Annotated in this window: 17 protein-coding genes; 14 read left to right on the plus strand and 3 right to left on the minus strand. The window is 63.5% G+C overall.

Annotated elements, in window-relative coordinates:
* The first annotated feature begins 25 nt into the window (after positions 1-25).
* Genes J2X54_RS23040 through J2X54_RS23065 form a run of 6 tightly spaced genes read left to right on the plus strand, consistent with a single transcriptional unit; the run spans position 26 to position 5,011 of the window.
* Entirely contained in the window at positions 26-568 is a 543-nt protein-coding gene (locus tag J2X54_RS23040) for a hypothetical protein (RefSeq protein WP_310184211.1), read from the plus strand.
* Positions 565-1,122, plus strand: coding sequence for a hypothetical protein (locus tag J2X54_RS23045; protein WP_310184162.1), 558 nt, complete (start codon positions 565-567; stop codon positions 1,120-1,122). Before J2X54_RS23040 ends, J2X54_RS23045 begins: the two co-directional genes overlap by 4 nt.
* Positions 1,123-1,130: 8 nt before the next feature.
* Positions 1,131-3,356: a secretin N-terminal domain-containing protein gene (locus J2X54_RS23050; RefSeq protein WP_310184164.1), complete on the plus strand. Its 2,226-nt coding sequence runs from the start codon at positions 1,131-1,133 to the stop codon at positions 3,354-3,356.
* A 16-nt stretch (positions 3,357-3,372) separates the two neighbouring features.
* Positions 3,373-3,843 carry a type II secretion system protein gene (locus tag J2X54_RS23055; RefSeq protein WP_310184166.1) on the plus strand — a complete coding sequence of 157 codons (471 nt, stop codon included), beginning with the start codon at positions 3,373-3,375 and terminating at the stop codon, positions 3,841-3,843.
* Between the two features lie 2 nt (positions 3,844-3,845).
* Positions 3,846-4,223, plus strand: a complete 378-nt coding sequence (locus J2X54_RS23060; protein ID WP_310184168.1) for a type II secretion system protein — start codon at positions 3,846-3,848, stop codon at positions 4,221-4,223.
* A complete protein-coding gene (locus J2X54_RS23065; protein ID WP_310184169.1) occupies positions 4,223-5,011 on the plus strand; it encodes a type II secretion system protein in 789 nt (262 codons plus the stop codon). The genes J2X54_RS23060 and J2X54_RS23065 overlap by 1 nt, the downstream gene beginning before the upstream one ends.
* Position 5,012: 1 nt before the next feature.
* Here J2X54_RS23065 and murJ read toward each other — a convergent pair whose 3' ends face one another.
* Positions 5,013-6,557: a murein biosynthesis integral membrane protein MurJ gene (murJ, locus tag J2X54_RS23070; RefSeq protein WP_310184171.1), complete on the minus strand. Its 1,545-nt coding sequence runs from the start codon at positions 6,555-6,557 to the stop codon at positions 5,013-5,015.
* A gap of 180 nt (positions 6,558-6,737) precedes the next feature.
* On the opposite strand from murJ, the gene rpsT reads away from it, so the two are divergent.
* Positions 6,738-7,010 (plus strand): 30S ribosomal protein S20, encoded by a 273-nt coding sequence (gene rpsT, locus J2X54_RS23075; protein ID WP_019921878.1) that lies wholly within the window; start codon positions 6,738-6,740, stop codon positions 7,008-7,010.
* A 74-nt stretch (positions 7,011-7,084) separates the two neighbouring features.
* On the opposite strand, the gene J2X54_RS23080 is transcribed toward rpsT, so the two are convergent.
* The gene (locus tag J2X54_RS23080) at positions 7,085-7,645 is read right to left on the minus strand and encodes a pseudouridine synthase (protein WP_310184173.1); all 561 of its coding nucleotides are present in this window, start codon (positions 7,643-7,645) and stop codon (positions 7,085-7,087) included.
* Positions 7,646-7,808: 163 nt separating this feature from the next.
* On the opposite strand from J2X54_RS23080, the gene icd reads away from it, so the two are divergent.
* The 3 genes from icd (at position 7,809) to J2X54_RS23095 (ending at position 9,869) form a co-directional block, all read left to right on the plus strand.
* The gene (icd, locus tag J2X54_RS23085; protein WP_310184174.1) at positions 7,809-9,065 is read left to right on the plus strand and encodes an NADP-dependent isocitrate dehydrogenase; all 1,257 of its coding nucleotides are present in this window, start codon (positions 7,809-7,811) and stop codon (positions 9,063-9,065) included.
* A 148-nt stretch (positions 9,066-9,213) separates the two neighbouring features.
* Complete coding sequence (locus tag J2X54_RS23090; protein WP_310184175.1) at positions 9,214-9,558, plus strand: toxin; 345 nt, start codon at positions 9,214-9,216, stop codon at positions 9,556-9,558.
* Positions 9,555-9,869 carry a transcriptional regulator gene (locus tag J2X54_RS23095; RefSeq protein ID WP_310184176.1) on the plus strand — a complete coding sequence of 105 codons (315 nt, stop codon included), beginning with the start codon at positions 9,555-9,557 and terminating at the stop codon, positions 9,867-9,869. Before J2X54_RS23090 ends, J2X54_RS23095 begins: the two co-directional genes overlap by 4 nt.
* Before the next feature lie 113 nt (positions 9,870-9,982).
* Here the strand turns inward: J2X54_RS23095 and J2X54_RS23100 are convergent, their stop codons facing one another.
* Positions 9,983-10,186, minus strand: coding sequence for a cold-shock protein (locus J2X54_RS23100; protein ID WP_019921881.1), 204 nt, complete (start codon positions 10,184-10,186; stop codon positions 9,983-9,985).
* Between the two features lie 323 nt (positions 10,187-10,509).
* Here J2X54_RS23100 and clpS point away from each other — a divergent pair, with 323 nt between their 5' ends.
* From clpS to J2X54_RS23120, 4 genes are all read left to right on the plus strand, one after another.
* On the plus strand, positions 10,510-10,812 hold the full coding sequence (clpS, locus tag J2X54_RS23105) for an ATP-dependent Clp protease adapter ClpS (protein WP_070247189.1): 303 nt from the start codon (positions 10,510-10,512) through the stop codon (positions 10,810-10,812).
* On the plus strand, positions 10,809-13,115 hold the full coding sequence (gene clpA, locus J2X54_RS23110) for an ATP-dependent Clp protease ATP-binding subunit ClpA (RefSeq protein WP_070247190.1): 2,307 nt from the start codon (positions 10,809-10,811) through the stop codon (positions 13,113-13,115). Before clpS ends, clpA begins: the two co-directional genes overlap by 4 nt.
* 164 nt (positions 13,116-13,279) lie before the next feature.
* Positions 13,280-16,642: a S41 family peptidase gene (locus J2X54_RS23115; RefSeq protein WP_310184178.1), complete on the plus strand. Its 3,363-nt coding sequence runs from the start codon at positions 13,280-13,282 to the stop codon at positions 16,640-16,642.
* Between the two features lie 81 nt (positions 16,643-16,723).
* A complete protein-coding gene (locus J2X54_RS23120; RefSeq protein WP_310184179.1) occupies positions 16,724-18,676 on the plus strand; it encodes an FtsX-like permease family protein in 1,953 nt (650 codons plus the stop codon).
* Positions 18,677-18,679: the final 3 nt, after the last annotated feature.

Consider the following 18,679-nt stretch of genomic DNA (forward strand, 5'->3'; position numbering starts at 1 on the left):
CACCATCAGGATCGATGCCGCCGGCATGCAGGCGCTGGTGCTGCGCGCGCGGCTGGCGCTGGCACGCGTTGGTGCGCCGGCCTGCGTGGCGGCGGCATTGTGCGTGGCCGGCGTGGCGGCATGGGCCTGGCTGCTGCCGCAGCGCGCGGCCCAGGCCCGGCTGATGGCGCAGCCGCTGCCCACCCCGGCCTCGCTGCTGGCGCAGCAGCCGGCAGTGGCGCCACCGTCGGCCAACCAGAACCTGGCCGACTTTTATGCCACCCTGGGCGAAAAGCGCCACGCCGAGCAGCAGGTGCGCATGTTGTTCGACCTGGCAGCCAAGTCGGGCCTGGCGCTGAACCAGGGTGAATATAAATCAAGCTACGACAAGGCCAGCCGGGTGAGCACGTACCAGGTCACGCTGCCGGTCAAGGGCGGGTACCAGCCGCTGTGGCAGTTCGCCATGCAGGGCCTGCGCGACATGCCGTTTGCCGCGCTCGACGAAGTGAGCTTCCGCCGCGAGACCATCGCCGAGCCGGTGGTGGAGGCGCGGTTGCGCTTCACGTTCTACCTGAAGGACGCGCCATGAAACCGTACCAGGTTGCCATGGGACTGGCGCTGGCTGGCGCCGCTGCGCTGGTGCTGTTCGGCGACCGCACGCCTGGCGGCGAGATCGTCGAGCCGGTGGCGCGCCGTGGCGCACCGTCGCCTTCGTCGGCGGCTGCACCATCGGCGCGCGCCCAGGCCGGCGCCAAGCCGGAAATGGCGATCGCGCGCCTGGTGCCGCGTGCGCAGCTGGTGGGCGAGACCGGCGATGCCACCTTCGGCGCCGGCGAGGGCGTGTTCCTCGGCCAGAACTGGAATCCACCGGCGCCACTGCCCACGGCCGCCGAACGCGCGGCCGCCAACGCGCCGCCGCCACCGGCAGTGGCGCCGCCGGTGCCGTTCAACTATTTCGGCAAGGCTGTGCAGGACGGCGCCTGGGAGGTGTACCTGACGCGCGGCGACAAGACTTACATAGCGCGCAACCAGAGCGTGATCGAAGGCGCCTGGCGCGTCGACCGCATCGCGCCGCCGCTGCTCACCGTGACCTACCTGCCCCTGAACCAGGTGCAACAGATAAATATTGGAGCAATCGATTAATGGGAACCATGGTGGCGAGTCATCTGAAACAACACCGCCGGCGGCTGGCATTGCCGCCGCTGCTGGCCCTGGTGCTGGCGCTGGGGGGCTGCGCCGGCCAGATGGCCTACCGCGACGGCAACACGCTGATGGCGCAGGACCAGGTGGAGGCGGGCCTGCTCAAGTACCAGGAGGCGCTCAAGGCCGAACCGACCAACGCCGAATACCGCGCCGCCTACGTGCAGGCGCGCGACCGCGCCGTCCAGGGTTTTGTGCGTGAAGCCGAACGCCAGTCGGCCGACGGCCAGCCGGAACTGGCCGAGCAGGGCTGGCGCCGCGCGCTGGCGCTCGACCCGGCCAACGAGCGCGCCCGCGCCGGGTTGCGCACGCTCGAGCGTAACCAGCGCCACGCCAAGCTGCTGGCCATCGCCCGCGAACACGTGGCCAAGGGCGAGTACGACCTGGCCAAGCAGCGCCTCAATGCCTTGCTGACCGAGACACCGTCGAACGAGCCGGCGCGCCAGTTGCTGCGCGAAGTGACCGAAAAGACCGCGCCGTCCGCCGCCGAAACCGGCCTGGCAAAAGCATACAAGCAGCCGATCACCATCGAGTTCCGCGACGCGCCCTTGAAGCAGGTCTTCGAGGTGATCTCGCGCCGGTCCAATCTGAACTTCGTGTTCGACAAGGACGTCAAGACCGACCAGCGCACCACGGTCCTGCTGCGCAACAGCACGGTGGAGGCGGCGATCTATTTCCTGCTGCTGACCAACCAGCTGGAACAGCAGGTGATGGACGCCAACACGGTGCTGATCTATCCGAACACGGCCGCCAAGCAGAAGGAATACCAGGAGATGACGGTCAAGACCTTCTACCTGGCCAATGCCGACGCCAAGATGGTGGCCAACACCCTCAAGACGATTCTTAAAACGCGCGACGTGGTGGTCGATGAAAAGCTCAACCTGCTGATCGTGCGCGACAACCCGGAAGCGATCCGCCTGGCCGAACGCGTGATCGCCACCCAGGACATGCCCGAGGCGGAAGTGATGCTGGAGGTGGAAATCCTCGAGGTCAAACGCAGCACGCTGATGAACCTGGGCGTGCAGTGGCCGGGCAGTATCGGCATCACGCCGTTGACCCAGTTTGCCGATGGTGCGACGGTCAATGAGCTGCGCAACCTGAACTCGGACCGCATCCTGCTGTCCGGCATCACCGGCGCGATCAACATCAACAAGACCGATACCGACTCGAACTTGCTGGCCAATCCGCGCATCCGCGTGCGCAACAAGCAAAAGGCCAATATCGTCATCGGCGACAAGCTGCCGGTGGTCACGCCTACCGTGTCGGGCGGCGTGGGCGGCTTTGCCAGCGAGAGCGTGACCTACGTGGACGTGGGCCTGAAGCTGGCGGTGGAGCCGACCATTTACCTCAACGACGAAATCGCCATCAAGGTGGAGCTCGAGGTGAGCAACCTGGTCAGCACCTTGACGACCAGGAATGGCAGCACCGCGTATCAACTTGGTACGCGCCAGGCCAGCACCACCTTGCAACTGAAGGATGGCGAGAACCAGGTGCTGGCGGGCCTGATCAACAACGAGCAGCGCGGCACCGGCAACAAGATCCCCGGCGCCGGCGACCTGCCGATCCTGGGCCGCCTGTTCGGCACCCAGCGCGACGACAACCAGAAGACCGAGATCGTGCTGTCGATCACGCCGCGCCTGATCCGCAACGTGCAGCGGCCCGAAGCCTCGGCCTCGGAATTCTCGGCCGGCACCGACGCCAGCTTCCGCCGCCGTCCGGACATGAGCCCGCGTCCCGCCGTGCAAATGCCGGCGCTGCCGGGCGCCCAGCCACGGCCGGGCGTGGGTGCGGTGATCGAGCTGGCGCCGGCCGCGCAGACGGCGCCGGTGATGCTGTCGCCATCGCAACCGTCGCAACCTTCGCTGCCATCGCAGCCTTCGGGACCATCGCCGCAGCAGCTGCAACAGCAGCAGTTACAGCAAATGCAGCAGATCCAGCAACAACAGCGGCAACAGCAACAGCAGCGGCAAGAGCAACCGCAGCCGCAGGCGGCGCAACCGGCAGAGCAAAATGCGGAACCTGCTTTGCCTGCACCGGAATCCGCACCCGCACCCGCAGCACCAGCGGAAGAGTCGCCGATCCCGTCGGTGCCGCCGCCGGTGCAGGACGTGCCGCTGTCGCGCGATCAGCCAGCGCCGCTGCCGCCTGCCAGGGGCCAGCCGCGCCCGTTGCAATAAGCGGAGACAGGCAACCATGCGCGCGCGCGGCTTTACCCTGATCGAACTGCTGGTGACGCTGGCAATCGTCGGCCTGCTTGGCGCGCTGGTGATTCCGACCGCCCAGGTGGTGGTGCAGCGGCGCCAGGAGCAGGACCTGCGCGAGGCGCTGTACCAGATCCGCAGCGCCATCGACGCCTACAAGCTGGCCTACGACCAGGGACGCGTGACGCGCAGCGTGACGTCCACCGGTTATCCGCGCAACCTCGAGGTGCTGGTCGAAGGCGTGCCCGATATCCAGAATCCCAAGCAGGCCAGGATCTACTTCCTGCGCCGGGTGCCGCGCGATCCGTTCAACACCGACGCGGCGCTGACCGGGGCGCAAACCTGGGGCAAGCGCAGCTACGCCAGCGAAGCTGACGATCCGAAAGAGGGCGACGATGTCTACGATGTCTATAGCCAGAGCGAGCAGGCGGGCCTGAACGGCGTGCCCTACAAGAAGTGGTAGCCATGAAAAAACGCACCAGGGGATTTACGCTGATCGAGTTGCTGGTGGTGCTGGGCATCGTCGCACTGATGCTCACGCTGGCCGTGCCGCGCTACTTCCCCAGCATCGACAAGTCGAAGGAGGTGGTGCTGGCCGATAACCTGCGCAACCTGCGCGGCCTGATCGACCAGTACTACGGCGACACCGGCCGCTATCCCGACTCGCTCGACCAGCTGGTGGAGAAAAAATATCTGCGCGCGCTGCCGCGCGACCCGGTCACCGACAGCGACACTACCTGGATCATCGTGCCGCCCGAGGATGGCCTCAAGGGCAATGTGTACGACATCAAGAGCGGCGCCCCCGGCAATGACCGCAGCGGCAAGCCTTATGCCGACTGGTGATGCGCCATAGCCATGCGCGCCGCGCGGGCGGCTTCACCTATGTGAGCCTGATCATCATGGTGGCGATCATCGGCCTGGTGGCTGCCGCCTCGCTCAAGCTGGGCGCCACGGTGCAGCGCAGCCGCGCCGAGCAGCAACTGCTGGTGATCGGCGCCGCCTTCAGCGATGCGCTGCAAAGCTATGCCGACGCCACGCCGGCCGGCCAGCCGCCGCAGCCGCCATCGCTCAAGGACTTGCTGCGCGATCCGCGCTTTCCCACGCCGCGCCGGCACCTGCGCAAGATCTTTGTCGATCCGATGACGGGCAAGGCGGAGTGGGGCATCGTGTACCTGGGCGGCACCACCGGCGTGATGGCGGTGTACAGCCTGTCGCAGGCGCGGCCGGTCAAGATCGGCAATTTTCCGGCGCGTTTCCAGAGCTTGGCGGGCAAGCAGAAGATATCGGAGTGGCGTTTCGTAGCCAGCGGTCCTGGCACGCCGGGCACGCAAGGCGCCAATACCGGCGCCGCGCCGCCCGATGGGACGTCGGCGCTGGCGCCGGGTGCCCAGTCGCAGCAGGCGTTGCCGATGCCGGGAGCGGAACCACGGCCGCAACCGGCGCCGGGGCCAAATTCGCAGCCGGAACCGGGACCGGGACCGGGACCGGAACCGGGGCCGGAAACTCAACCCGTCGAGCCGCCGGCCGAAGCCGAGCCGGAACCGGAACCGGAACCGGACCCCACGCCAGAGCCAGTGCCAGCACCGTCAAGCATGCAGGCACCGCGAAGAGCAGCGGCGCCGCAGACCTGAATCAGCGCGCCATGCGCTTGAAGTCGCGCGGCCGGAAGCCCATCGCCAGCAGCGCGCCGAAATACACCACGCAGCACACGCCGATCACCAGGAACAGCGCACCCACGCGCAGCAGGGGCTGGTGCTGCAAGGCCAGCCAGTCGACATGGGCGGCGCTGTACCAGGCGGTGGCGCCCATCAGCGCGCACGCGATCACCAGTTTGGCAAAGAACAGCGGCCAGCCCGGCTTGGGCCGGTAGAGGTCGCGCTTGCGCAAGCCGGCGTACAGGAAGCTGGCGTTCACGCACGCGCCCAGGCTGATCGACAGCGCCAGGCCAGCCACCGCCAGGTACGGCACGAAGATCGCGTTCATCAGCTGGGTGGCGATCAATACGCCGACGGCGATGCGCACCGGCGTGCGGATATCCTGCTGCGCGTAGAAGGCGGGTGCGAGGATCTTGATCAGGATGATGCCCAGCAGGCCCGCGCTGTAGGCGATCAGTGGCTCGGACGAGGCCTGGGTGGCGGCAGCGGTGAATTTACCGTTCTGGAACAGGGTGGCGATCAGCGGCTCGGCCAGCGTGGCCAGGCCCACGGCAGCCGGCATGGCCAGCAGGAAGGTCAGGCGCAGGCCCCAGTCGAGCAGCGACGAGTATTCTTCGCGGTCGCCGCTGGTATTGGCTTTCGACAGGCTCGGCAGCAGGATGGTGCCCAGCGCCACGCCCAAGAGGGCGGTGGGAAATTCCATCAGGCGGTCGGCGTACGTCAGGAACGAGATACTGCCTTCGGCCAGGTGCGAGGCGATGGTGGTGTTGATCAGCAGGCTGATCTGGGCCGCAGACACGGCAAACACGGCCGGTCCCATTTTTTTCAGCACGCGGCGCACGCCAGGGTCGCGCAGGCCGATGGCCGGATTCCACGACAGCCGTGGCAGCATGCCAATCTTGATCAGCGCCGGGATCTGGATTGCCACTTGCAGCACGCCGCCCACGAACACGGCGATCGCCATCGCGTAGATAGGCTGCTCGAGATATTGCTGCAGGAACAGCGACGCCAGGATCGAACAGATATTGAGCAGCACCGGGGTGAACGCCGGAATCTTGAACTGGCTCCAGGTATTGAGGATGCCGCCGGCCAGCGCCACGAAGGCCATGAACGAAATGTAAGGGAACATCAGGCGCGTCATCCACACGCCGGCGTCGAACGACTCGGGGGCCAGGCCACCACCGACGGCCAGCAGCAGTGCCGGCGCAGCGATGATGCCGATCACGGTGACCACCAGCGTGGCCCACACCAGCGTGGTACCCACGTGGTCGGCCAGGGAGCGGGTTTCTTCGAGCGTCTTCTTGTTCTTGTACTCGGATAAAATCGGCACGAACGCCTGCGAGAAGGCGCCCTCGGCAAACAGCCGACGCAGCAGGTTGGGCAAGCGGAACGCAATATTGTAGGCGTCCGTCATGCCGCTGGCGCCGAAGGCGCGGGCAATCAGGATTTCACGCAACAAACCGGTGACACGGGACAGCATGGTCATGCTGGAGATGGCGGCGAGGGTTCTGAGCAAGTTCATGGGGCATGATTATAGTTGCTCCGAGCGGAAAACATCGCTATAATCGCTGGCTGTACAGAATTCTGTTATGCAGACAATAATTGTTTGGCAGGCAGCAGTTTGACTCACTTGGTTCGGCACACGAACGACCTGTTTGGCAAACGATAATGTTTGCAAACTACCTTTATTTTAGGAAATTCCATGGCAAATACCGCACAAGCGCGCAAACGTGCTCGTCAAGCAGTTAAACAAAACGCGCACAACTCGTCGCAGCGTTCGACCCTGCGCACTGCAATCAAAGCAGTTCGTAAAGCAATCCAGGCTGGCGACAAAGCCGCTGCTGCTGAAATCTTCCAGAAATCGGTGTCGACCATCGACAGCATCGCTGACAAGAAGATCATTCACAAAAACAAGGCCGCTCGCCACAAGAGCCGCCTGGCCGCTGCTGTCAAAGCACTGGCTACCGCCGCTTAATTCCCGCTTCGGGAATAGCTGCAAAAACCCGCCTGGCTTCGGCCAGCGCGGGTTTTTTCGCATGGGGCGCCGATTTACTGCTTGAGATCCTTCGCCGAGACTTCCATCCACTCGCCCGGCAGCAACGGATGCGTGGCCAGCGAGATGCCGCCGACCGAGGTGCGCACCAGCCGCAAGGTCGGCAAGCCCACCGCAGCCGTCATGCGTCGCACCTGGCGATTCTTCCCTTCCTGTAAAGTAATCGCCAGCCAGCTGGTGGGCTGGTCGGCGCGCTGACGGATCGGCGGGTTGCGCGGCCACAGCCATTCCGGCTCGGCAATGCGCACGGCCTGGCACGGCAGGGTGGTGAAGTCGCCGAGGTCGAGCGGCGCCTGCAACCTGGCCAGGCTGGCGGCATCGGGCACGCCGTCCACCTGCACCAGGTACACCTTGGCTTCCTTGTGGTCCGGATGGGCGATGGCGTGCTGGAGCTTGCCGTCGTCGGTCAGCAGCATCAGGCCTTCGCTGTCATAGTCGAGGCGGCCGGCGGGATAGATGTTGGGGATGTCCAGGTGGTCGGCCAGGGTGGCCTTGCCGTCCTGCGGCGAGAACTGGCACAGGACCTGGAACGGTTTGTTAAATAATATGAGCGCCATGCAGTAAAGGGTGGGATTGGTGTAGGCTAGCGCCTCGCATGATAGTCGTGCATAATGCGAAACAGTGTCTTATGTCTTATAGAAGAGTAGCTAAAATCTTCGTCCTGGAGCAGCATTGTAGCTGTTTGCCTGGTGTTCCCTGGTGCCCATTTAGGAGTACGCGATGTACCAACATATCAATGTCCCTGGCGATGGCCAGAAAATCACCGTCAACGCCGATTTTTCCCTGAATGTACCAGATAACCCGATCATTCCCTTCATCGAGGGCGACGGCACCGGCATCGACGTCACGCCGGTGATGATCAAGGTGGTCGATGCCGCTGTGGCCAAGGCGTACGGCGGCGCCCGCAAGATCCACTGGATGGAAATTTACTCGGGCGAAAAGTCGACCCGGGTGTATGGCCCCGATGTCTGGCTGCCGGAAGAAACCCTGGCTGTGCTCAAGGACTACGTGGTATCGATCAAGGGCCCGCTGACCACGCCGGTCGGTGGCGGCATCCGCTCGCTCAACGTGGCGCTGCGCCAGCAGCTGGACCTGTACGTGTGCCTGCGCCCGGTGCGCTACTTCCCGGGCGTGCCGTCGCCGGTCAAGGAACCGGAAAAAACCCAGATGGTGATCTTCCGCGAAAACTCCGAAGACATCTACGCGGGCATCGAATACGAGCAAGGTTCGGAAGGCGCCAAAAAACTGATCGATTTCCTGGTCAAGGAAATGGGCGTGAAAAAGATCCGCTTCCCGGAGACGTCCGGCATCGGCGTCAAGCCGGTTTCGATCGAAGGCACGCAGCGCCTGGTACGCAAGGCCTTCCAGTACGCCATCGACAACGACAAGCCTTCGGTCACCATCGTTCACAAGGGCAACATCATGAAGTACACCGAAGGTGGCTTCCGTGACTGGGCCTACAAATTGGCAGTCGAAGAATTCGGTGCCGAGCTGATCGACGGCGGTCCATGGTGCAAATTCAAGAACCCGAAGACCGGCCGCGATATTGTGGTCAAGGACTCGATCGCTGATGCATTCCTGCAACAAATTCTGCTGCGTCCGGCCGAGTACAGCGTGATCGCCACGCTCAATCTGAACGGCGACTACATCTCCGACGCGCTGGCCGCACAAGTGGGCGGCATCGGTATCGCGCCGGGCGCCAATATGTCGGATTCGGTAGCGATGTTCGAAGCCACCCATGGCACTGCGCCCAAGTACGCCGGCAAGGACTACGTGAACCCCGGTTCGCTGATCCTGTCGGCCGAAATGATGCTCCGCCACATGGGCTGGACCGAAGCGGCCGACCTGATCATCAAGGCCATGGAACGCTCGATCATTTCCAAAAAAGTCACCTACGACTTCGCCCGCCTGATGGACGGCGCCACCCAGGTCTCTTGCTCGGGCTTTGGTGAGGTGATGGTCGAAAACATGGATTGATTGCCACTTCCTGCCACGCACGGGCGCCATCCTCGTACGAGGTTGGCGCCTTTTCCTTTTGTGCGAACGCAATTCGATAAGCATGTCGTTGCTATAGGTTGAGCAGTTCTGGCTTATCAACTTGAACCCTACGCAAGCAACGTATATTATGGATGCGACCTTTGTAGAACTGCCGCCCTTCGAACGTCACCGCGCACAATATTTTAATGACGAAGAATTTCGTGGGTTTCAACGCCTGCTGCTGAAACAGCCGGACGCCGGTGCCGTCATCCAGGGGACAGGAGGACTGCGCAAGGTACGCTTTGCCGATTCGTCCCGGCAAAAAGGCAAGCGCGTTGGGCTGCGTGTCATTGACTACCACTGGGTTCAAGGCAACCACTTCTGGTTGTTCGCCGTGTATGGAAAGGACGTGCAGGACGATCTGAACGCCGAGCAGAAGAAAGTGCTCAGGCACATGTTAAATGCTGAACTACAAGCGAGAACGACATCATGACCAGGGATATTTTTACTGAGCTTACCGAAGGCTTCGACGCTTTGGCGCAATCGCGTGAGGGCAAGCTGACCTTGCGCACGCACACGCCCAAGCTGCGGGCGCTGGAAGCCGTCGATGGTGCAGAGCTGATCGCCTTGCGCGAAGATTTGAAAATGTCGCGTCCGGTATTTGCGATGTACCTGCGTGTCAATGCGCGGACGCTGGAGAACTGGGAGCAGGGTCGCGCCAAGCCCAATGCGCAGGCCACCACGCTGATACGATTGCTGCAAAAGTATCCGGATACGCTGGAACAGCTGGCTACACTTGCATGAACCCGCCCAGGCGTTGGCGTCGGATTGCAGCAACACTTTGCGGTCTCCGGGCTCAACCGTACAGGCGAAAAAAAACCCCGCAGACGGGGTTTTTCGTACACCAACGCCACAAATTACGTGGATTGGATGTTGGAAGCTTGCTTGCCTTTAGGGCCTTGCGTGACTTCGAATTGAACTTTTTGACCTTCTTTGAGGGTCTTAAAACCGTTCATGTTGATTGCGGAGAAGTGCGCGAACAAATCTTCGCCGCCGTCATCTGGAGTGATGAAGCCAAAACCTTTGGAATCATTGAACCACTTAACAGTACCTGTTGCCATAAAAAGAACTTTCAAAATTAAAACTGATCACACGAGCCATAAAAGCAAGATGCTTCTTGCCCCTCCTCACGCCTTACTTCTTATCAACATGTACATCTCTGCACGCAGCCGATAACGCATTGTTAGCGGACCAAATTTGAAAGTCAAGCAGATTTGTGGGCATTTTGCTACTTTTAATCGAATTGGTTCAGATGCAACTCTTGTATTTGACAATCCGGGGCCCATCTGCGGCAAGTCAGGAAAACGCGTAAGATGGAAAACAATTAGTTGTGCATGGTGAAATGCACATTGCATCAACCCCGAAAGCATTAGAATATAAGCGTATGGCAACCAAGCATGACACCGAAACCCTACTGGAGCGGCAAGCGCTGAAACCCCCACCGTTGTACCAGGTGGCGCTGCTCAATGACGACTACACGCCGATGGAGTTCGTCGTTGCCATCATCCAGGAGTATTTCAATAAAGACCGTGAAACAGCCACGCAAATAATGCTCAGTGTTCATCGCTACGGCAAAGGAGTGTGCGGCGTGTTCTCAAAAGATATAGCCAGTACCAAAGTGGAGTTCGTTTTAACGCACGCACGCAAGGCGGGGCATCCCCTGCAATGCGTGATGGAGGAAGTATGATTGCGCAGGAATTGGAAGTAAGTTTGCACATGGCGTTTGTCGAAGCACGACAAGCACGGCACGAATTCATCACGGTGGAGCACTTGTTGCTGGCTCTGCTGGACAACCCCTCGGCTGCCGAAGTGTTGCGCGCATGTGCCGTCAACATCGAGGATCTGCGCAAGACATTGACCAACTTCATCGGCGATAACACGCCGACGGTGCCCGGCACCGGCGAAGTCGATACCCAGCCTACGCTCGGTTTCCAGCGCGTCATTCAGCGCGCGATCATGCACGTGCAGTCGGCATCGAACGGCAAGAAGGAAGTGACCGGCGCCAACGTGCTGGTCGCAATCTTCGGCGAGAAGGACTCGCACGCGGTCTACTACCTGCACCAGCAAGGCGTGACCCGCCTCGACGTGGTCAATTTCATTTCGCACGGTGTGCGCAAGGACCAGCAATCGGACGCCGCCAAGGCTTCCGAAGGCGTGGAAGAGGGCGCCCCTGGCGCCGAGGGCCAACCGAAGGAAAGCCCGCTCGACCAGTTCACGCAAAACCTCAACAAGTACGCTGCCGAAGGCAAGATCGATCCGCTGATCGGTCGCGACGAGGAAGTCGACCGCGTGATCCAGATCCTGTGCCGCCGCCGCAAGAATAATCCCTTGCTGGTCGGCGAAGCCGGCGTGGGCAAGACCGCGATTGCCGAAGGCCTGGCCTACCGCATCACCCAGGGCGACGTGCCTGAAATCCTGCAAAACGCCGTGGTCTATTCGTTGGACATGGGCGCGCTGCTGGCCGGCACCAAGTATCGCGGCGACTTCGAACAGCGCCTCAAGGCTGTCCTCAAGCAATTGAAGGACAACCCGGCCGGCATCCTGTTCATCGACGAGATCCATACCATCATCGGCGCCGGTTCGGCTTCGGGCGGTACGCTCGACGCCTCGAACCTGCTCAAGCCGGCGCTGGCCAACGGCCAGCTCAAGTGCATCGGCGCGACCACGTACACGGAATTCCGTGGCGTGTTCGAAAAAGATCACGCGCTGTCGCGCCGCTTCCAGAAAGTGGATGTCAACGAGCCGACGGTCGAGCAGACCGTGCAGATCTTGCGTGGCCTGAAATCGCGCTTCGAAGAGCACCATGGCGTGAAATACACGTCGTCGGCGCTGTCCACCGCTGCCGAACTGGCAGCGCGCTTCATCAACGACCGTCACTTGCCCGACAAGGCCATCGACGTGATCGATGAGGCCGGTGCGGCGCAACGCATCCTGCCGAAATCGAAGCAGAAAAAAACCATCGGTAAAACCGAGATCGAGGACATCATCGCCAAGATCGCGCGCATCCCGCCGCAAACGGTCAACCAGGACGATCGCAGCAAGCTGCAAACCATCGACCGCGACCTGCGCAACGTGGTGTTCGGCCAGGATCCTGCCATCGAAGCGCTGGCGTCGGCCATCAAGATGGCGCGCGCCGGCCTCGGCAAGTCCGACAAGCCGATCGGTTCGTTCCTGTTCTCCGGTCCGACCGGTGTGGGCAAGACCGAGGTGGCCAAGCAGCTGGCGTTCATCCTCGGTATCGACCTGATCCGCTTCGACATGTCCGAGTACATGGAGCGTCACGCGGTGTCGCGCATGATCGGCGCGCCGCCGGGCTATGTCGGTTTCGACCAGGGCGGTTTGCTGACCGAAGCCATCACCAAGAAGCCGCACGCGGTGCTGCTGCTCGATGAAATTGAAAAAGCCCACCCGGACATTTTCAACATCCTGCTGCAGGTGATGGACCACGGCACGCTGACCGACAACAACGGCCGCAAGGCGGACTTCCGCAACGTGATCATCATCATGACCACCAACGCGGGCGCCGAGAGTTTGCAGAAGACGTCGATCGGCTTCACCAACTCGAAGCAGGCCGGCGACGAGATGGGCGACATCAAGCGCATGTTCACGCCGGAGTTCCGCAACCGCATCGACGCGATCATCAGCTTCCGTGCGCTGGACGAGGAAATCATCCTGCGCGTGGTCGATAAATTCCTGATGCAGCTGGAAGAGCAGCTGCACGAGAAAAAGGTCGAGGCCATCTTTACCGAGAACTTGCGCAAGTTCCTGGGCAAGAAGGGTTTCGATCCGCTGATGGGCGCGCGCCCGATGGCGCGCCTGATCCAGGACATGATTCGCAAGGCGCTGGCCGACGAACTGTTGTTTGGCCGCCTGGTCTCCGGTGGCAAGGTCACCGTGGACCTGGACGAGAAGGACGTGGTCAAGCTGGAGTTCCCGGAACCGCCAGATGCCGCACCAACCCTGCCACCAGAAACAGTCGAAGTCGAGTAATTCCAGGCACTTCAAGCAACCCGCCCACGCAAGTGGCGCGGGTTTTTTAACGTCCTGATTTTTTGCCCTGCGGCAGCTCAAGGTGTGACAGAATTGTCGCTCGCTCCGATAATTCGGACCGAATAACCGGTTCGACAACTTTCCGATTACCTGACCCTGCCTTCATGAATCTGTCCCGCCTGTCTCTTTGCCTGCTATCCGTCGGCCTCCTGGCCGCTCACATCAGTTCCCATGCCGCCGAGGCGTACTACCGATTTCCCGCCATCCGTGGCGACGCCGTGGTCTTTACTGCCGAAGGCGACTTGTGGAAGACCGGCGCCCAGGGCGGCGCCGCCCAGCGCCTGACCACCCACGCCGCCGCCGAAACCAACGCCGCCATCTCGCACGACGGCCGCTGGGTGGCGTTTACCGGCGCCTACGAGGGCGCGCAGGAAGCGTACGTGATGCCGCTCGCTGGCGGCCTGCCACGGCGCATCACGTTCGAGAACGGTGCCGTCATGGTGCTGGGCTGGACCGCGCAGGGCGAAGTGCTGGTCAGCACCCAGGACAGCAAGGGCCCGTCGGCGCACCGCATCGTTGCGGCAGTCACGCCCACCACTTTGGCGCGCCGCGTGTTTGCCGTGGCCGATGCCAACGACGCCGTGCTCGACGACGCAGGCAAGACCTTGTACTTCACCCGCTACGGCCTGGCGCTCACCAACGACAACGTCAAGAATTACCGGGGTGGGGCGCACGCCCAGTTGTGGCGCTACGATGTCGATGGCAAGGCCGAGGCGGTGCAACTGCTGGCGTCCGATCCTGGTAATCTCAGTTTCAACAACAAGCGGCCGATGTGGTGGCAGGGCCGCCTGTACTTCATCAGCGACCGCGATGGCGCGGACAATATCTGGTCGATGGCGCTTGACGGCGCCGACCTGCGTCAGCACACGCGTCATAAAGACTGGGACGTGCGCAACGCTGCGCTGGGCGACGGCCGCATCGCCTACCAGCTGGGCGCCGACATCCACGTGCTGGATTTGGCGGCCTCGAACGACCGCGCGCTGGCGATTGACCTGGTGTCCGATTTCGACCAGCAGCGCGCGCGCCAGATCCGTTCACCACTCGAGCAATTGACCAACGTCCAGCTGGCCGCCACGCGCGAACGCCTGGTGCTCACCGCGCGCGGGCGCGTAAGCCTGGCCGGCACCGGCGCCCAGCGTCGCGTGGAAATCGCCATCCCCGAAGGCGCGCGGGCGCGCGAGGCCGTGTTCAGTCACGACGAGCGCTGGGTGTACGCGATTGTGGACAGCACCGGCGAGAACGAAATCTGGAAGTACCCGGCCGACGGTTCGGGTCCGGGTGAACGCCTGACCAAGGACGGCATCAGCCACCGCTGGCAGTTGTACCCATCGCCGGACGGCCGCTGGCTCGGTCACACCGACAAGAAGGGCCGCTTCTGGCTACTGGACCTGGCCACCAAAACCAATGTCGTGATCGACGACGCCGGCAAGGCGGGCGTGGACAAGCACGACGAAATCGTCTGGTCGTCCGACAGCAAGAATCTGGCGATCGTGCGCGCCGCCAGCACCGAGCAGCGCGAACAGATCGGCCTGTACAACCTGGCCTCGAAGCAGCTGGCTTTTGTCACCAGCGACCGCTTCACGTCCGGCGCGCCGGTGTTTTCGAAAGACGGCAAGTGGCTGTACTTCCTCTCGGCCCGCAACTTCACGCTGGCCAATGGCTCGCCGTGGGGCGACCGCAACATGGGCCCCGTGTTCGACAAGCGCACCGGCGTGTACGCACTGGCGCTGCAACCAGGTAACCGCTTCCCGTTCAAGCCCGATGATGAACTGAGCCAGCCGGGCGAGAAGAGTGCCGACGGCACCGAAGACAAGGCGGTCGAGCAAGCCGCCGAAAAAGCGGCCGAGAAAGCCGTGGCGAAGGTGGCCAAGGCTACCGACGCCAAGCCGAAACCGGACGCCGGCAAAGCGCTGCCTGCCATCGTGTTCGCCGGCCTGCAGGACCGGCTGTACGAAGTGCCGCTGGCGCCCGGAAATTACCGCGCGCTGGCGATGGACGACAAGCGCCTGTACTACCTCGAGAGCGAAACGCCAGGCGGCAAGGCCAGCCTGAAAACCCTGGCCATCGCGGCCAATAGTCCACAGCCGGAAACCTTTGCCAGCAACGTGCGCGAGTTCGACCTGGCGCAGGACAAGAAGCATATTTACTACCGCACCTTTGCCGCCGGACCGGGCGAGATGATCATCGTCGATGCCGGCGCCAAGGCGCCGGCCGATATCTCCAAGGCGAGGGTCAAGGTGGACGACTGGAGTTTTACTTCCAATCCGCGCCTGGAGTGGAAGCAGATGTTCAGCGACGCCTGGCGCATGCACCGCGACTTCCTCTACGACGCCAATATGCGCGGCGTGGACTGGGCCGGGGTGCGTCAGAAATACGCGCCGCTGGTGGACCGCGTAACCGACCGCGCGGAACTGAACGATATCCTCGGCATGATGGTGAGCGAAGTGGGCGCGCTGCACTCGCAGATCCGTCCCGGCGACCTGCGCCGCTCTGCGCCGGAAGGCACGCCGGCGGGCCTCGGCGCGCTGCTCACCCGCACGGCGGAAGGCTACCAGGTCGATCACATCTACCGCAGCGAGCCGGAACTGCCGTCCGAACGCGGGCCGCTGGCGCAGGCCGGCGTGGAGATCAGGGAAGGCGACATCATCACCGCCGTCAACGGCAAGCCGGCCAACGAGGCGCGCGACATCGCCGACCTGCTGCTCAACCAGGCCGGCAAGCAGGTGCTGTTGCAGGTCAAGGGTAAAAACAGCCGCAGCCGGCCGGTGATCGTGCTGCCGGTGGACATGACCAAACAGGCGGCGCTTCGCTACAGCGACTGGGAGCAAAGCCGCGCGCGGCAGGTGGAGACGGCCTCCGGTGGCCGAATCGGCTACCTGCACCTGCGCGCCATGGGCGCGCGCGACATTGCCTCGTTCGCGCGCGACTTCTACGCCAACGTCAACCGTGAAGGCCTGATCATCGACGTGCGCCGCAACAACGGCGGCAATATCGACAGCTGGATCATCGAAAAGCTGCTGCGCAAGGCCTGGGCCTTCTGGTCCTCGCCGGGCAGCCAGCCGGCGCCGAACATGCAGACCACGTTCCGCGGCCACCTGGTGGTGCTGATCGACCAGCTGACCTACTCGGACGGCGAGACCTTTGCGGCCGGCGTCAAGGCGCTGGGGCTGGCGCCGCTGGTGGGCATGCGCACCGCCGGCGCCGGCGTCTGGCTCAGCGATAACAATCGCCTCAGCGACGACGGCATGGCGCGGGTGGCGCAAAACGGCCAGTTCAATACCGCCGACGGCCACTGGCTGATCGAAGGCGTGGGCGTGACACCGGACGTGGAAGTGGACAACCTGCCGCACGCCACCTTCACCGGCCAGGATCGCCAGCTGGAAGTGGCGCTGGACCTGCTGGCGCAAAAGCTCAAGGCGCAGCCGGTGCAGCCCTATACGCCGCAGAAGATCCCCGCGCTGAAGTAGATATGTGCGAAAGCGGACAGCGCCGGTGTTCGACAATGAACAGCCGGCGCTGAAAACGCCATTCGCGGCGGTGAAAACACCGTGGCACGCCGCACCATGCAGGCCGAGGGCAAGACGGTGCGCGTGGGCGCGGTGGTGCGCACGCCGCCGCCCACCACGACGGTGCCGTTCGACTCGCTGCTGGGTGTGAACTCCACGCTCACCGACCAGATGGTGCGCGACGAACTGCTCACCGGCCAGCAGGGCTGGATGGGCAAGGTGCTGATCCGCGTGCGGCCCGGCGCTTCGTTGCCGGCCATCGTCGCGACATTGCAGCAGGCGGTCGATCGTGCGCCCAGCCTGCGCAACGTGCCACCGGAAACGCTGGCGCGCCTGGGCAGGCGCAAGATCATGGACATCGGCGTCACGCCGCTGCGAGCTGCCTACTTCGACCACGCGGTGCAGCCCAACCGCGTGTTCAAACCGGGTAACCGCGCCAACCCGGCGGTGATTGCGGCACTGGCGGCTATTGCGCTGCTGGTGCTGGCGCTGGCGGCCATCAATTACGTCAACCTGGCCACCATCCGCGTGCTGCGTCGCCAGCGCGAGGTGGCGCTGCGCAAGGTGCTGGGCGCGGGCGCGCGCCGCCTCGTGCTGCAGTTCGTGACCGAGTCAGTGACGGTGTCCGTCGTGGCGACCGTGCTGGGACTGGTGCTGGCGTGGCTGGCGCTGCCGCAGTTCGCCTTGCTGATGAACCGCGACCTCGCCGGCTTGCTGTCGCTACCGCACATCGCTGCTGCGCTGGCGCTCGGCGCCTTGCTGGGCGTGGTCACCGCACTCTACCCGGCGTGGATCGCCATGCGCGTGCTGCCCACGCAGGTACTGGCCGGACGCGCCGATACCGAGTCGGCAGCCAGCACGCGCTGGCGCCGCGCACTGACAGTCGCGCAGGTGGCGATTGCCATGGGCTTTGTAAGCGTGACGGCCGCCGTGGCGTGGCAGACCGAGTTCGCGCTGCGCGCCTCGCCGGGTTTCGATCCGGCGCCGTTCGTCATTGTCGACCTGCCGGCGCCGGTGCGTTACAGCGAACCGGCGCGCGCCTTCATGGCCGCGCTGACCGCGCAGCCGGGCGTGCAGGGCATCGCCATTTCGGAAGACCCGGTGGGGCGGGTCGACCAGGCCTGGACGCGCGAGCTGCGGCGTGAAGGCGGGACTGGCGCGGGCATGGAAATGAAAGGCGTGAGCGCCAATTTCTTCGAACTGTATCGCATCGCTCCGCAAGCTGGCCGGCTGTTCCAGTCGGCACGCGACAAGGAAGACGATCCGGTGCCGGTGGTGCTCAACGCGATTGCCACCCGCGACCTGGGCTTCGCCTCGCCGCATGCAGCGGTCGGGCAAGTGGTGCTGTTTACCGATTTCGACGGCAAGGTCGTGCGCAAGCGCGTGGTGGGCATTGCACCCGATCTGCATTTTCATACGCTGCGCGAAGCGCCGCGCGCCACCGCCTACGAATTATGGACGGCCGGCGTGGCGCTGAGCGTGCGCGCTTCGGTACCGGCACCGCAGGTGGAGGCGCTGGTGCGCGGGCTGTGGCCGCGCTACTTCTCGGACGCCATCATGCGTACCCAGCGCGCCAGTGACATCCTGGCGCTGAACTACGCGGACGAGTCGCGGTTGTCCACGCTGCTCGTCATCGCCACCGCCATCACGCTGGCGATCGCCGCCTTCGGCACCTACGTGCTGTCGGCCACCACCGTGCAACGCCGGGCGAAGGAGATCGTGCTGCGCAAGCTGCACGGCGCGCGTGGCAGCGACATCGGCCTGCTGGTAGTGCGCGAGACCGGTGGGCTGGTGCTGGTGGCCGCTGTCATCGGCTTGCCGCTGGCGGCGCTGGCCATCGAGCGCTACCTCGCTGGTTATGTCGCGCAGGCGCCGGGTGGCTACTGGACCTTGCTACTGTCGCTGATGATCACTGTGATGGTGGCGCTGCTGGCGATCACCCGCCAGGCGCGCGTGGCCATGCGCATGGCGCCGGCGGACGTGCTGGGCGGCTGATGG

The sequence above is a fragment of the Duganella sp. 3397 genome, assembly GCF_031456625.1.
Taxonomy (GTDB): domain Bacteria; phylum Pseudomonadota; class Gammaproteobacteria; order Burkholderiales; family Burkholderiaceae_D; genus Rugamonas; species Rugamonas phyllosphaerae.

Excerpts from the sequence above, each read along its gene's own strand:
- J2X54_RS23100 (WP_019921881.1), bottom strand. The coding sequence starts at position 10,186 with ATGGCAACAGGTACTGTTAAGTGGTTCAATGATTCCAAAGGTTTTGGC.
- J2X54_RS23040 (WP_310184211.1), top strand. The coding sequence starts at position 26 with ATGCAGGCGCTGGTGCTGCGCGCGCGGCTGGCGCTGGCACGCGTTGGT.
- icd (WP_310184174.1), top strand. The coding sequence starts at position 7,809 with ATGTACCAACATATCAATGTCCCTGGCGATGGCCAGAAAATCACCGTC.
- clpS (WP_070247189.1), top strand. The coding sequence starts at position 10,510 with ATGGCAACCAAGCATGACACCGAAACCCTACTGGAGCGGCAAGCGCTG.
- J2X54_RS23065 (WP_310184169.1), top strand. The coding sequence starts at position 4,223 with ATGCGCCATAGCCATGCGCGCCGCGCGGGCGGCTTCACCTATGTGAGC.
- J2X54_RS23055 (WP_310184166.1), top strand. The coding sequence starts at position 3,373 with ATGCGCGCGCGCGGCTTTACCCTGATCGAACTGCTGGTGACGCTGGCA.
- J2X54_RS23095 (WP_310184176.1), top strand. The coding sequence starts at position 9,555 with ATGACCAGGGATATTTTTACTGAGCTTACCGAAGGCTTCGACGCTTTG.
- J2X54_RS23045 (WP_310184162.1), top strand. The coding sequence starts at position 565 with ATGAAACCGTACCAGGTTGCCATGGGACTGGCGCTGGCTGGCGCCGCT.
- murJ (WP_310184171.1), bottom strand. The coding sequence starts at position 6,557 with ATGAACTTGCTCAGAACCCTCGCCGCCATCTCCAGCATGACCATGCTG.
- clpA (WP_070247190.1), top strand. The coding sequence starts at position 10,809 with ATGATTGCGCAGGAATTGGAAGTAAGTTTGCACATGGCGTTTGTCGAA.
- J2X54_RS23090 (WP_310184175.1), top strand. The coding sequence starts at position 9,214 with ATGGATGCGACCTTTGTAGAACTGCCGCCCTTCGAACGTCACCGCGCA.
- rpsT (WP_019921878.1), top strand. The coding sequence starts at position 6,738 with ATGGCAAATACCGCACAAGCGCGCAAACGTGCTCGTCAAGCAGTTAAA.
- J2X54_RS23050 (WP_310184164.1), top strand. The coding sequence starts at position 1,131 with ATGGTGGCGAGTCATCTGAAACAACACCGCCGGCGGCTGGCATTGCCG.
- J2X54_RS23060 (WP_310184168.1), top strand. The coding sequence starts at position 3,846 with ATGAAAAAACGCACCAGGGGATTTACGCTGATCGAGTTGCTGGTGGTG.
- J2X54_RS23080 (WP_310184173.1), bottom strand. The coding sequence starts at position 7,645 with ATGGCGCTCATATTATTTAACAAACCGTTCCAGGTCCTGTGCCAGTTC.
- J2X54_RS23115 (WP_310184178.1), top strand. The coding sequence starts at position 13,280 with ATGAATCTGTCCCGCCTGTCTCTTTGCCTGCTATCCGTCGGCCTCCTG.